This is a genomic window from Vibrio nereis NBRC 15637 (assembly GCF_001591105.1).
GTDB classification, from domain to species: Bacteria; Pseudomonadota; Gammaproteobacteria; order Enterobacterales; family Vibrionaceae; genus Vibrio; species Vibrio nereis.
This window is the reverse complement of the sequence record NZ_BCUD01000001.1, coordinates 510,108-524,080: the sequence shown is the minus strand read 5'-3', so window position 1 is coordinate 524,080 and position 13,973 is coordinate 510,108. Positions and strand designations below refer to the sequence as shown.

At 47.3% G+C, this 13,973-nt stretch carries 14 protein-coding genes; all 14 read right to left on the bottom strand.

Annotation, left to right across the window (positions count from 1 at the left end; genetic code table 11):
- Window positions 1–32: 32 nt before the first annotated feature.
- The 14 genes from VNE01S_RS02305 to paaZ all read right to left on the bottom strand — a co-directional run bounded on the left by VNE01S_RS02305 (window position 33) and on the right by paaZ (window position 13,703).
- Window positions 33–632, bottom strand: a complete 600-nt coding sequence (locus VNE01S_RS02305; RefSeq protein ID WP_053395463.1) for a DapH/DapD/GlmU-related protein — start codon at window positions 630–632, stop codon at window positions 33–35.
- Window positions 633–658: 26 nt separating this feature from the next.
- Window positions 659–1,582, bottom strand: coding sequence for a PaaX family transcriptional regulator (locus tag VNE01S_RS02300; RefSeq protein WP_053395464.1), 924 nt, complete (start codon window positions 1,580–1,582; stop codon window positions 659–661).
- 128 nt (window positions 1,583–1,710) lie between these two features.
- Window positions 1,711–3,012, bottom strand: coding sequence for a phenylacetate--CoA ligase PaaK (gene paaK, locus VNE01S_RS02295; RefSeq protein WP_053395465.1), 1,302 nt, complete (start codon window positions 3,010–3,012; stop codon window positions 1,711–1,713).
- 62 nt (window positions 3,013–3,074) lie between these two features.
- Window positions 3,075–4,280, bottom strand: coding sequence for a 3-oxoadipyl-CoA thiolase (gene pcaF, locus VNE01S_RS02290; RefSeq protein WP_053395466.1), 1,206 nt, complete (start codon window positions 4,278–4,280; stop codon window positions 3,075–3,077).
- Complete coding sequence (gene paaI / locus VNE01S_RS02285; RefSeq protein ID WP_082331678.1) at window positions 4,281–4,760, bottom strand: hydroxyphenylacetyl-CoA thioesterase PaaI; 480 nt, start codon at window positions 4,758–4,760, stop codon at window positions 4,281–4,283. It lies immediately after the preceding gene.
- Complete coding sequence (locus tag VNE01S_RS02280; RefSeq protein WP_053395467.1) at window positions 4,757–6,262, bottom strand: 3-hydroxyacyl-CoA dehydrogenase; 1,506 nt, start codon at window positions 6,260–6,262, stop codon at window positions 4,757–4,759. Before VNE01S_RS02280 ends, paaI begins: the two co-directional genes overlap by 4 nt.
- Before the next feature lie 3 nt (window positions 6,263–6,265).
- Window positions 6,266–7,054, bottom strand: coding sequence for a 2-(1,2-epoxy-1,2-dihydrophenyl)acetyl-CoA isomerase PaaG (paaG, locus tag VNE01S_RS02275; RefSeq protein WP_053395468.1), 789 nt, complete (start codon window positions 7,052–7,054; stop codon window positions 6,266–6,268).
- A 3-nt stretch (window positions 7,055–7,057) separates the two neighbouring features.
- Window positions 7,058–7,846, bottom strand: coding sequence for an enoyl-CoA hydratase-related protein (locus tag VNE01S_RS02270; RefSeq protein ID WP_053395469.1), 789 nt, complete (start codon window positions 7,844–7,846; stop codon window positions 7,058–7,060).
- Between the two features lie 8 nt (window positions 7,847–7,854).
- Window positions 7,855–8,910 (bottom strand): 1,2-phenylacetyl-CoA epoxidase subunit PaaE, encoded by a 1,056-nt coding sequence (gene paaE, locus VNE01S_RS02265; protein WP_053395470.1) that lies wholly within the window; start codon window positions 8,908–8,910, stop codon window positions 7,855–7,857.
- Window positions 8,911–8,924: 14 nt separating this feature from the next.
- Window positions 8,925–9,431, bottom strand: a complete 507-nt coding sequence (gene paaD, locus VNE01S_RS02260) for a 1,2-phenylacetyl-CoA epoxidase subunit PaaD (RefSeq protein WP_053395471.1) — start codon at window positions 9,429–9,431, stop codon at window positions 8,925–8,927.
- Between the two features lie 9 nt (window positions 9,432–9,440).
- Window positions 9,441–10,199 carry a 1,2-phenylacetyl-CoA epoxidase subunit PaaC gene (paaC, locus tag VNE01S_RS02255; protein ID WP_053395472.1) on the bottom strand — a complete coding sequence of 253 codons (759 nt, stop codon included), beginning with the start codon at window positions 10,197–10,199 and terminating at the stop codon, window positions 9,441–9,443.
- 8 nt (window positions 10,200–10,207) lie between these two features.
- Window positions 10,208–10,495: a 1,2-phenylacetyl-CoA epoxidase subunit PaaB gene (paaB, locus tag VNE01S_RS02250; protein WP_053395473.1), complete on the bottom strand. Its 288-nt coding sequence runs from the start codon at window positions 10,493–10,495 to the stop codon at window positions 10,208–10,210.
- 39 nt (window positions 10,496–10,534) lie between these two features.
- Entirely contained in the window at window positions 10,535–11,464 is a 930-nt protein-coding gene (gene paaA / locus VNE01S_RS02245) for a 1,2-phenylacetyl-CoA epoxidase subunit PaaA (protein WP_053395474.1), read from the bottom strand.
- Between the two features lie 187 nt (window positions 11,465–11,651).
- The gene (paaZ, locus tag VNE01S_RS02240) at window positions 11,652–13,703 is read right to left on the bottom strand and encodes a phenylacetic acid degradation bifunctional protein PaaZ (RefSeq protein WP_053395475.1); all 2,052 of its coding nucleotides are present in this window, start codon (window positions 13,701–13,703) and stop codon (window positions 11,652–11,654) included.
- Between the last annotated feature and the right edge of the window lie 270 nt (window positions 13,704–13,973).

The window sequence follows — 13,973 nt, the reverse complement described above, 5'->3', positions numbered from 1 at the left end:
GGAATGAATAACCATACTATAGAATCGCAATCTTAAACCGTTTCCGCTTTCGGAGCATGGTTCTTTGTCCAACATACTTGCGGCCTGTTAGGTTCTATTTCGGTTAACGGCTCAACTTGTTTGAGTTCTGTATGGCAGCGTGCGGCGAGTTGTTGGTACATCTCGGTTCCGTGCTCTTTCCAGCGCAACTCATCATCCGTGACATCCCTAACCCTTTTGGCAGAGCTGCCTAAGATCATACCTCTTGACTGATAGACGCTCTTAGCTTTGACAAAACTGTTGGCACCGATGATGGACTCCTTTCCTATCTGACACAGGTCCATCACTACCGCGTTCATCCCAATCAGCGTGTTTTCGCCAATATGGCAGCCATGAATGATCGCACCATGCCCTACATGAACGTTTTGTTCCAGCACTGTTTCTTTACCCGGGAAGCCGTGCATCACACAGTTATCTTGAACGTTAGAACCTTTCTTAACGATGAGGCGACCGAAGTCACCTCTCAGAACCGCTAATGGGCCGATGTAGACATTCTCTTCAATGATCACATCACCGATGATTTCCGCGCTTGGGTGAATGAACGCGGATGGGTGGATTACGGGAATAACCTGCGCAAATTGATAGATGGGCATTGTGCTTTCCTTGTCACAAGTCCACGCTAGTTTAGGCCACCAAATCGAATGTAGTAATTAGGTGACGGTAATGGCAGCTTACCGTTTGGTGTTTCACTGTTTTCCATTACATATTGCATCGCTTTAGCGTGTACTTTTTTGTAAATGTTGATAGTCAGCTGCTCAGCGTCTTTTCTTGGCCAATCTTTTGGCAGCAGCTCTGTCGGTAAATCCGGATCTTTGACGATGATTCGGCGATAAAAGTGAATCACCATCAGTCGTATCTTAAACGCGTCTTCCAACGTGATGGCATCTTCTTCCATGGTTTGTAAAATTTCCCACGCGGGCGCAAACAAGTCGGCAAACTGCTGGTACTCTTCCGCGATACGATCGATATCCCAAGACTGGCTGACCATATTTCTCAGTGCTTCAGAATTTTCCGAATACAGCTCTGCTTGCTGGAAAATCTTAGCGCTAGGGATAACTTTCGTGATTTCTTGTTTCAGTTCTGGCGTTAACTGCTGAAGATCAGGCTGAACGAAAAAATCTTTGTCGAACAAACCAAACCCTTTATGTTGCAGGTATCTGACTTTGTCTTTACTGCTATTTGTTGGCCCAAGTGACGTGTGGATGATATTCCAGCGCTGGTTCCAAGCTGGCTTTTCAGAGTGGTAGATCTTCTTGTTCGCATTAAGCATTTCATTGTATCTACCCGGCTCTAGGTAATAGTAACTCTTACGCCCTACTTTATTGATCGTCAGCCATTCATCTTTATGTAACCGAAACACCGACGAACGTACTACGCGTTGGTTCAAGCCTAGTGTTTCCATGGCTTGAATTAAGTTTCCTAGCCAAATACCACCACCACAAGTCCACAAATAATCACCAAAATAAGAGACGATTAATGATGTACCACTGACAGACTGATGGCCTGAAATTTCTTCGAAAAAGGAATGTAATTCTTGGTTCAAAATAGCTCCATGTTTGGCTTTGTGTATAACAAAGCCACTCTTTTCCCAACTTATATTTGTATTATTCATAATTGGGACTGTTATACCACTCCCGATCCAACCTTTCTCGAGAGTGGTATATTTACTCGCTATGCTTTGGGACGTAAATCCCTAACACGCACGGCTTTACCTTCCGAGCGAGGAATACCATTCACTGGCAAAAGTTCGATGGTGGTTGAGATACCGATCATCGATTTGATTTGATGCTGCAAACGCTTGGTAATCGCTTCACTCTGGTCCAGATAGACGTTGTCTTTGGTTTCCAGAAGAACGACAAGATGATCAAGGTTGCCTTTACGAATCACTTCAAGCTGATAATGCGGACTCAACTGATCGATTTGTAGAATCTGCTCTTCGATTTGTGAAGGGAAGACATTAACACCACGGATGATCAGCATGTCATCGCTTCGACCTGTAATCTTATCCATACGACGCATAGTACGCGCTGTTCCTGGTAGCAGGCGGGTTAAATCGCGGGTGCGGTAACGAATGATAGGTAACGCTTCTTTAGTCAAAGAGGTAAAGACCAGCTCACCGTGTTCACCGTCAGGCATGACGTCACCTGTTGTTGGGTCAATGATTTCAGGGTAGAAATGGTCTTCCCAGATAGTTGGGCCATCTTTAGTTTCAGCACATTCCATCGCAACGCCGGGGCCCATCACTTCGGATAGTCCGTAGATATCAAGAGCAACGATGCCTAGACGCTCTTCGATCTCTTTGCGCATTTCGTTAGACCACGGCTCTGCTCCAAAAATACCGACTTTGAGTGAACACCCAGACGCGTCACCGCCATAGTGCTCTTCTAGTTTGTCTAGCAAATTTAAGCAGTATGATGGCGTAACCATAATGATGGATGGCTTGAAATGCTCGATCAGTTGAACTTGCTTCTCTGTCTGGCCGCCCGACATCGGAATTACCGTTGCGCCAAGTCGCTCAGCACCATAGTGTGCACCCAAGCCGCCGGTAAATAGTCCGTACCCGTAAGAAATGTGAATAATGTCTTTGGCACTACCGCCTGCTGCACGAATCGAGCGTGCGACAATGTTTGCCCAAGTGTCGATGTCGTTTTGCGTATAGCCGACCACCGTTGGTTTGCCTGTTGTACCTGACGACGCATGAACTCGCGCAACGTCTTCCATCGGTACGGCGAATGAATCAAATGGGTAGTGATCTCTTAAGTCTTGTTTCGTCGTATATGGAAATTTATTAATGTCTTCGAGACATTTAAAATCTGATGGATGCACTCCCGCTTCATCAAACTTTTTGGTGTACATCGGTGAATTTTTGTATGCGTGTTCCAGAGTCCACTTCATTCGTCTGAACTGAAGTTCTCTTAGCTCCTCTACAGAAGCGGTTTCAATTGCCTCAAGCGTATTTGAAAACTTATTCATGGTGATAAATCCTTTTGTTTCTGATTAGGCTGTTATTCACGTCTGTTGTGTTTTTTTTATGTTCAGACGTTTTCGATAATCATCGCGATCCCTTGCCCTACGCCGACACACATGCAGCACAAAGCATATTTCCCTTTTCTACGTTTCAGCTCGTTGCTCGCTGCCATGACTAACCTTGAGCCACTCATTCCTAGCGGGTGACCTAAAGCAATAGCGCCGCCATTTGGGTTAACATGTTCCGCATCGTCAGCAACACCCAAATCACGCAGTACCGCTAAAGCTTGTGATGCGAATGCTTCGTTGAGCTCGATAACATCCATATCATTAATTGATAGTCCGGTCATTTCCAGAACTTTTTTGGCGGCAGGTGCTGGTCCAATACCCATAATGGCAGGTTCGACACCCACGGTTGCGGTAGCGATTACTTTCGCTTTTGGTGTTAATCCATACTGTTTAACGGCTTCCTCGCTCGCGACAAGCAATGCTGCTGCGCCATCATTAACACCAGAAGAGTTACCTGCGGTCACGGAGCCATTTTTTGCAAACGGCGTTTTGAGGGCGGCCAACTGTTCGATGGTCGTTTGAGGACGCGGGTGCTCGTCTTCAGAAACAATGACAGGCTCGCCTTTTCGTTGAGGAATGGTGACAGGAACAATCTCCTGCGCCAACACACCGTTCTCTTTTGCTCGCTGCGTTTTTTGTTGGCTTCTCAGGGCAAATGCATCCTGATCTTCGCGGCTGATCTGAAAACGCTCAGCCACGTTTTCAGCGGTTTCTGGCATTGAGTCTGAGCCATATTGGCTTTGCATAGCTGGATTAATGAATCTCCAACCGATGGTGGTATCAAACATTTGGCCATTTCTGTCGAACGCGGATGTCGGCTTGCTCACGACATAAGGTGCGCGCGACATGGATTCCACGCCTCCTGCGACCATCAACTTAGCTTCTCCAGCTTTGATAGTTCGCGCTGCATGGCTAATGGCATCCATACCCGAGCCACAAAGTCGGTTTATTGTTGTGCCTGAAACCTCAATTGGCATACCCGCTAAAAGTAGCGACATGCGCGCAACGTCACGGTTGTCTTCACCAGCTTGGTTTGCACAACCTAAGATCACGTCATCAATTGCCGACCAGTCTAAGTCCGGGTGACGTTCCATAAGTGCTTTAAGAGGAATTGCTCCTAAGTCATCTGCTCGAACGCTTGAAAGTGCACCACCAAATCTTCCGATTGGGGTTCTGACACCATCACAAATATATGCACTAGTCACTTAACTGTCCTCCTTAACAAGCTTTGAGCCGATTCGGTGAGATTTCCCCCGAAACAGCGCGACTAACTTTTGGTTCTGATTGACGATTTCTACGTCGTAAGTACCGGTCAATTTTCCTTGACATTTCACACTCGCGATCGCGGTTAACACATCGTGTTCAAAGGCTGGGCGGATATATTCAATGCTGCAGCCAGAAGCCACTGCCGCGAGGTTTTCACTGTTGCATGCAAACGCGAATGCCGTATCTGCAAGCGTAAACAACATGCCTCCGTGACAAGTGCTATGGCCGTTTAGCATCGACTGAGTGATCGGCATAGAGACTTTTGCGATGCCTTTGCCCACACCCAAGACTTCCATTCCCATAGACTTAGTGCAGAGGTCATTTTCTAACATGGCTGCGACCGCCTTCTCTGCTGTCGCTTTTTCGCGCTCGGCTTCACTCCAATTGTCTGAAACATGCGCAGGATTTGATACGGTCATACAACCGCTCCTTTCGCTTGAATCACTAAACGGCGAAGTAGCGGTGAAGGTCGATACCTTTCTTCACAGTAGAACGATTGCAGATTCGTTAAAGTGTTTAGTACGTGCTGCCAACCTAAGCGTCCGCCCTGTTCAATAGGGCCAATTGGATAGTTAACGCCACTTTTCATTGCCACATCGACATCAGCCATAGAAGCACCATTTTGATTAACTAGATCCAGTGCTTCATTAATCAGCATCATCCACGTACGCCAAACAATCAGCCCTGGGTAATCATCCAGCACCAGCACTTGTTTACCTTTCGATTGGAAATAAGCAATGGCAGTATTTGTCTGCTGCGGTGTATTTTGCAATGCAGGTGCAATGGCAATAACCTCACTGTCACCATAATGATGGCAGTAGTCGACAACCACTACCGCTTGGTTAAGCTCTTCTGACAGTTGTGACGCCGTCATGCCTTGAGTAGGTAAAACGACAATATCGTTAATGTTGAGGCGAGGTTCACCGTGAGGATGACTATTAGGCAGCTGAGTCAGTTCAACAAAGCTAGGAGCCACGTTCCAATCGCCTTGAATGGAAACCGTTAACGATTCTGGCAATGCACATGCGTCAGAGAAATTAATGCTCGGCTGCTCGGCAGCTTCATCGTAACGGTAAAAACCGCGACCAGACTTACGCCCTAAGTAGCCCGCCTCGACCAGCTCTTTTTGTGTCAAAGATGGTAAGAAACGTTTGTCTTGGTAGTACGCGTCGTACACGCTTTTGGTCACAGCGTAGTTAACATCATGGCCTATCAAATCCATCAACTCGAACGGTCCCATATTGAACTGCCCGGATTTTTTGATGATATGGTCAATGTCTTGCACTTGTGCCACGCCCGTTTCCAAGGCTCGTAACCCTTCTGCATAAAATGGCCTTGCTACACGGTTAACAATAAAGCCAGGAATAGAACGCGTAATAACAGCATGCTTACCACAGGATTCTGCCCACGTCTTCGCGGTTTCTGTCACACTGGGTGACGTCGCGATGCCGCGCACTACTTCCACAAGCTTCATCAATGGGGCTGGGTTGAAAAAGTGCAGTCCAACAAATCGTTCTGGCTTGGCTAGGGCACTAGCAATTGAAGTCACAGAAATCGACGACGTATTCGTAGACAACAGGCAGTCTTCCCGGCAAATCGATTCTAGGTCTCTGAACAGACTTTGCTTTATAGCAAGATCTTCCACAATCGCTTCGATGACAAGATCTGCACCTGCAACGTCATGTAATGCTTCAGAGCAAAACATCGCGTTGAGCAACGCATCCTTTTCATTAAGCGACATTTTGCCTTTCGCGACGCGCTTTTCCAGTCGAGCGGCGATGGTTGCTTTCGCTTGCTCTGCTTTACCTTGCTTTAGGTCGAACAAGACGACTTGGTACCCTGATTGCGCCGCTACCTGTGCAATCCCTGCCCCCATGGTTCCTGCCCCAATGACGGCAACGGTTTTGATCATATATTCCATGATTTACTTCCCTTTAAACTCAGGCGCACGCTTATCAAAAAACGCGGCTATGCCTTCTCGGTAGTCATCCGTTTGGCCTGCCAGTCGCTGGAGATCTTTTTCCATGTTTAGCTGATCGTCGAGACTATTCTCGCTGGAATGATTCAATGCGTGCTTAATGAATCCCAACCCTTTGGTTGGCTGAGTTGCAAGGTGGTTAGCCACTGACATTGCGGTTTCAATTAAGGCCTCATCTTCCACACACTGCCAGATCATGCCCCACTCTTGCGCCTGACTGGCCGTGACTTTATCACCAAGCAGCATCAGTGCTTTTGCTCGTGCTGAGCCAATTAATCTCGGTAAAACCCACGTTCCACCCGAGTCTGGTACCAAGCCTATTTTGCAAAATGCCTGAATAAAGCTTGCGGATTGCGCTGCAAACACAATGTCACAAGCAAACGCAATATTTGCCCCCGCCCCCGCAGCAACACCGTTGACTGCTGCAATGACTGGCTTTGGCATATTTGAAATTTGTTTGATCAGCGGGTTGTAATATTTCTCGATGCTTTCGCCTAAATCTGCCATTTCCGCACCGCTATTAACGTTGCGATCATTCAGATCTTGGCCAGCACAAAACCCACGCCCTGCACCAGTCAGTAGTACCGCGCGTACCGAGTCGTCTGCCTCTGCTTGTTTTAACGCACGCTTAAGTGCTTTGTGCATTTCAGGGTTAAAACTGTTCAATTGTTTAGGACGATTGAGTGTGATAACTGCTACGCCAGCTTCTACCTGAAATAAGATTGACTCTTCCATTGATTACTTCCCTTTGAATGTCGCTTTTCTTTTATCCAGAAAAGCTTGGATCCCTTCCGCTCTGTCTTGAGTTTCCGCTAACAGACTGAACAATTGTCGTTCCATCACGAGCCCTTGGCCCAAGGTCCCATTAGGGACAGACTTTAAAGAGGTCTTCGCGGCACGCACTGCCAACGGCGCACGCTGGGCAATTGTGGTTGCTATTTCCTGTGCTTTGTTGAGCGTGTTTTGTGCAATAGTCACTTCACTAATCAAGCCTGAGTTCAGTGCTTTTTGAGCAGAAATCGGCTGACCTGTCAGCACCATTTGGTTTGCTAAAGACTTACCAACCGTTCGAGCGAGACGCTGTGTGCCACCCGCTCCCGGCATTAAACCTAGAGTGATTTCCGGCAAGCCAAACAACGTGCCCTCACCCGCGACAACGACATCACAAAGTAATACCAGCTCCAGGCCCGCTCCGAGTGCGTAACCATTGACCGCGGCAATGAGCGGCTTTTCAAACTGATCAATGCGTTGCCACAGTTTCGGTCTTGGATTTAACCAAGTTTCAATCGACTGCTGACTCGACATCTCATGCAAATCCGCGCCCGCCGCAAACATGCTTTCACCGCCATAAATCACCGCCGACTTCACTGATGAGTCTAGCGATGCCTCTTCCAATATTTCAGCCAAATGGCTTAAGACGTCGTTGCTGAGCGCATTTCGCTTTTGAGGACGGCTCAAAGTGATGGTTAACACACCTTGATTAGAAATATCGCACTTAAGATCTGGGTATTCCGTTTGAAATGGCATGGCTTCACCTACACATCAAAGTCGATTTCAATTTCGCTGGTTGTCGGTACCGCCTGACAGCTTAGAACGTAACCGTCTTCAACCTGATCGGCTTCCAGACTGTAGTTGGTGCCCATTTCAACGTGGCCGGATTTCACCTTACAGATACACGTTGCACACACACCGCCTTTACATGCATACGGCAGGTCTACCCCTTGGCGAAGCGCGGCATCCAGTAAACTGTCGTCTTGCGATGTCATGTCAATATTCATAATTCGACCATCGCGTTTAAGCGTAACCTGCGTATTTTCAGATTGATTTGCAGGTTTTTCCTTCGATTTAGTCGCGGTGTTGAATCGTTCTACGTGGTAGTTTTCTTCACCTAGCCCACCTTCAACCAACGCGGTATAGCAAGACTCCAAAATCTCTTCTGGGCCACAGACATAGCACGCATCAAACTCGCTCCATTTGAAAAGCTCTTTACCGAGTTCTCGTAGTTTTTTGCCATCCAGTCGGCCATTCCAAAGCTCAACTTCATTAGTTTCGCGTGAGAAGAAATAACTAATATGTAAACGGTTTGGGTAACGGTTTTTTAAGCCCAACAACTGGTTTTTAAACATCATGCTGTGCGCGTTGCGATTACCATAAAGCAGAGTGAAGGTACTGTTTTGTTCACTCTCCAATGCTGTTTTAAGCATCGATAAAATCGGAGTAATGCCTGAACCGACAGCGATACCAAGATAATTTACTTTGCGGTCCGAGCTAGGCGTAAAACCGAAATGGCCTTGCGGCGTCATGACTTCCAGTTCATCCCCTGGTTTAAGCTCATTAACCGCAAAGTTTGAGAAGCGACCTTCAGCAATGGCTTTAATCCCAACCTGTAAGTTGTCCTCACTTGGTGCGGAACAAATTGAGTAACAACGTCTAAGCTCTTCGCCATTGATGGTAGATTTGATCGTAAGATGCTGGCCTGGGTGAAAACGAAACTGGTCTTTTAGCTCTTGGGGTACGTCGAATTGCAGCACCACCGAATCTGGCGTTTCCTTGTCTGCACGAGCGACTTTTAATGGGTAGAAATCTGTCATAATAATCCCTTACTTTATATGCACTTGAAGTAATCAAATGGTTCCAAGCACGCTTTACATTGGAAGTGCGCTTTACAGGCTGTGGAACCAAATTCACTGACCATTTTTGTCTCTGCACTACCGCAATGCGGGCATTCAGGCTGTGCGTTAATGGTGCTGTGCATACACGCTTTTCTATCTGGTGGCGCGATCCCGTATTCGCGTAATTTTTGTTTGCTCGATTCTTGAATCCAATCCGTTGTCCACGCTGGGTCTAGCTGAACTTCCACCGCAACATCCTTGTACCCTTCGTTGAACAAGGTGGTTCGGATATCACTCATCAACATGTCTGTGGCTGGGCAACCTGAGTAGGTTGGCGTGAACTTCACTATCCACGACTCTCCGACTTTTGCGATGTTGCGAACCATGCCCAGCTCGCCAATGGTGATAACCGGTATTTCAGGATCGGGAATCGAACTGACTAACTGCCACACGCGGTGCATCTCTGGATCAGAAAGCGTGTCGAGTTTTTGTTCAATCATCCGCTTGCCCTACCACTGTTGGTTTGGATAAGTTCGCTGCATGTACTGAAGCTCCGACAAGATGAAACCTAAATGCTCACTGTGCTGGCCCGACTTGCCACCTTGCAAAAAGTACTTCGATTCCGGCAGTGTTAACGTCGCTTTAGTTAGTGTTGCTTGTACATTGCTAAGCCACTGTTCTTTTAAGCCCGCCACATCTGTGATGATGTTTTGCTGTACAAGGGCTAGCTCTGCATCACTTGGTTCGAACATTTCATCGGTGTAACGCCAAAGCTCATTCAATGCCATCTGCACTTTGTTATAGCTAAGCTCTGTACCATCCCCCAAACGTTCAATCCAACCTGCGCTGTACCTTAAGTGGTAAGCCACTTCTTTTAGGGATTTCTTAGCAATTGCAGCCAACTGCTCATCACTGCTCTGGGCGAGTTCTTGCAAAAGCAGTGAGTGGAAGTTGTCGTAAAGGAATTGACGCACAATCGAAATATCGAAGCCTTCGTTTGGGCGCTCTACCAATAGAAGATTTTTGTAGTCGCGCTCTTCACGCAGATAAGCGTAGTCGTCTTCTGTTTTATGATTACCTTCTATCTCTGCAACGTATTGGTATAAGTTACGAGCCTCTCCAAGCAGGTCTAGACCGATATTGGCCAACGCCATGTCGATCTCTAGCTCAGGTGCCACGCCACACCACTCAGACAGGCGATGACTAAGGATCAAATTGGTGTCGGCCAGTTGCAGTAAGTAGGTTACTTTTGTTTGTTGCCCAGTCATGATTCCCCCTACATATGCTTGATGTCAGCAGGAATGGAGTAATGACTCGCGTGGCGATAGACTTTATCTTCAGCTGGGTCGAAAAGTGGCCCCTGTTCACTGGGCTGTGACGCCGTGATCTGCTCAGACTCCACCACCCAAATTGAGCAACCTTCGTTGCGGCGAGTGTACAAATCACGTGCTGCTTCGAGTGCCATTTGGCCATCTGCCGCGCGTACGCTCCCTACATGTTTATGATCCAAACCTTGTTTGCTTCGTACGAACACTTCATACAGCGGCCAGTTCAATGAACTCATCTTGATTCTCCTTAATCTGTTTAATGCTTTACGGCGCTGTTAGGCTGCGCTTTCCATCTGTTTTTGCGAGTGAGCGATCGCGGCTTCACGAACCCATTCCCCGGCTTCCCATGCTGCGCGTTTATCTTTCAAGCGCTCGTGGTTACACATGCCGTGTCCGTTGATCACTTGGTAGAATTCTTCCCAATTAATGGTGCCAAATTCATAGTGACCAGTGTCTTCGTTCCATTTGAGGTCTGGATCCGGAATCGTCATGCCCAGCGCATGGACTTGGTGAACGGTGTTATCCACAAACTTCTGACGTAAGTCATCATTACTGACACGTTTGATTTTCCAGCCCATGCTTTTTGCTGAGTTTGGAGAGTCATTGTCATTCGGACCAAACATCATTAATGCAGGCCACCACCAACGGTTGATGGAGTCTTGTAGCATGGCTTTTTGTTCGTCACTGCCATCAGCCAGCACACGACACGCTTCATATCCTTGACGCTGGTGAAAGCTCTCTTCTTTACAAATTCTCACCATGGCACGTGCATACGGCCCATAAGAAGTACGGCACAGCGCAACTTGGTTAACGATCGCCGCACCGTCTACTAACCAACCAACAACTCCAACATCGGCCCAGCTAAGCGTTGGGTAGTTAAAAATGGATGAGTATTTCATCTCACCAGAGAGCATTTTTTCGTAGAGATCATGACGCTCACCACCCAGCGTTTCCGCTGCGCTGTAGAGATACATACCATGACCAGCCTCATCTTGAATTTTTGCCAGCAGTACCGCTTTACGGCGTAGTGATGGTGCACGGGTCAACCAGTTAGCTTCCGGCAGCATTCCAACTACCTCAGAGTGAGCGTGCTGGCCTATCTGACGCACCAAAGTTTTGCGGTAGCCGTCAGGCATCCAATCTTTAGGCTCGATAGCAATTTCTTGTTCGATCTTACGCTCGAATGACGTTTGCTCTGAAGACATCCTTCCTCCATTTGATACACTTTAAATGTTATTGTTAGATTTAATGTATCATGTAATTCATCAATCGCAACACAATATTTAAACAAAAGTAAAAAATCATGATTTTGATTGTTAATTTTGTGATAAAAAAACAGGGCCAAATGGCCCTGCTAAAATATTTGGATGTGTTTATACAAAAATGGGGAAGTTAGAAATCACCATTCTGTCTCGCTACTAAGGTAAGAATCGTATACAGCGCAACAGGTTTATCATCTTGGTTGCACACTTCAACATCCCATGCGACCACGCCCTGCGCTTGCTCTTCGGCTGAACGCTGGCGCTTTTTGATTTTCTTCTTACACGTGAGATGCACTTGGATGGTGTCGCCAATTTTAACGGGTTCGATGAATCTCAACCCTTCCATTCCGTAGTTGGCCAGCACAGGACCTGGAGCAGCTTCGACAAACAAACCAGCGGCAGCAGAGATAACGAAGTACCCGTGTGCAACACGCTCACCAAACATGGATTCTTTGGCTGCGATCTTGTCCATGTGGGCGTAGAAATGGTCGCCACTTAAGCAGCCAAAGTTGACGATATCTGCTTCGGTGATCGTTCTTCGCGCTGTTGTTAGCGTTTCACCAATCTCTAGGTCTTCGAAGTATTTTTTGAATGGGTGAATAGGATCACTGACGGTGTCTGCGCCACGAACCCACTCTCTCCCTATCTTCGCTAACATGGTTGGGGAACCTTGAATAGCCGTACGTTGCATGTAGTGTTTTACACCACGCAGACCACCCATTTCTTCACCACCACCAGCGCGCCCTGGGCCACCATGCACCAGCATTGGCAGAGGGGAACCGTGACCTGTCGATTCTTTCGAGGACTCTTCGTTCAAGACATGTAAACGTCCATGTGACGAGCCCACTTCAAGTGCAAGGCTCGCTGCAACGCTGCCGCAAGCGGTGACAATACTGCCCACTAAACTGCCCTGGCCTTTCTTCGCTAGCGCCGCAGCATCGGTCAGATCGCGGTATGGCATGAGAGTGCACACAGGGCCAAACGCCTCTACCGAGTGAACTTCTTCAACATCATGTGGGTTGTTACAGCGCAGCAGTGTTGGTGGATAATACGCGCCGTCAGCCGACCCTTGAACAATCAGTTCGGCCTCATTACCTCCTGTCAGCACTTCGCAGCTATTCGAGAGCGTTGTGACTTTTTCTTTCACGTCGTTCAGCTGACTCTTGCTGACCAATGCCCCCATTTTGACGCCTTCTAGGGCTGGATCGCCGACCGTAATTTGCTCAAGTTTTGAGGTTAATGCTTTAGCGACATCATCAATCAACGATTCTGGCACAATGGCGCGACGAATGGCTGTACACTTTTGTCCCGCTTTCACTGTCATTTCACGCGTCACTTCGCGCACAAACAGTTTAAATTCAGGCATCTCAGGCGTCACATCTGAACCCAAAATGGCGCAGTTTAACGAGTCCGCCTCCATGGTAAATGGAATTGATTTTTGAGTGATGGATGGATGAGAGCGCAACATTTGGCCTGTTTGCGCCGAACCCGTAAACGTCACCACATCTTGATAATCTAGGTGCTCAAACATATCGCCAACCGATCCACAAACGACCTGAATGGCACCTTCTGGCAACAGTCCACTCTCTAACATCACCTTAACCATCGCTTGGGTAAGATAGGCAGTTTCTGTCGCGGGCTTCACGATAGCCGCAACGCCACCTAACCACGTCGGTGCCAGCTTTTCCAACATTCCCCAGCATGGAAAGTTGTAAGCGTTAATATGCAATGCCACGCCAGTTTTACTCGTTAAAAAGTGGCGGGCTGCAAAACCACCTTCTTTAGACAGTGGGATCAAATCGTCTTCTGGCCAAATGGTGTCGTTAGGTAGCTCGCGGTTAGCAAGGCTTGAGTAGTTAAATAAAGTGCTGATACCGCCTTCAATATCAATCCAAGAGTCGACTCTGGTTGCCCCTGTATGTTGAGAAAGGACATAAAATTCTTCCTTGCGAGACAGCAGGTACTTAGCCAAATCTTTGACCATATTGGCGCGTTCTAAGAACGTCATACCTGACAGCGCTTTCGTTCCACGCTCCCGGCCATATTCAAGAACTTTATTGGTATCCATACCATCCGCACTCACGTGATACAGCATTTCACCTGTTATCGCGCTGGAAACCACGCGTGGTTTTCCCGTCCCAAAATACCATTCTCCGGCTACATAGCTGGTTAATTGTTCCATTTTTCTACCTCGTTAATCCTTAATGCCGTAGCAATCTACTCTCTAGAGTTTTTCACAGAGTGATATGCCTTTTTTGACAACGGCACGTCACTGATGAAATGGCGGTGATCTTCACCTGTAAAACATAACCTGATTCACAAAATCACAATTCATTAACAATCATGATACACAACTAGAATTTTAAATGATACGTTTAAATTATCAATTGACATATTTACGTGTCACTTGGTGAGGAGATTAATTTATTTCAACGGGACTTACAAAGGAATC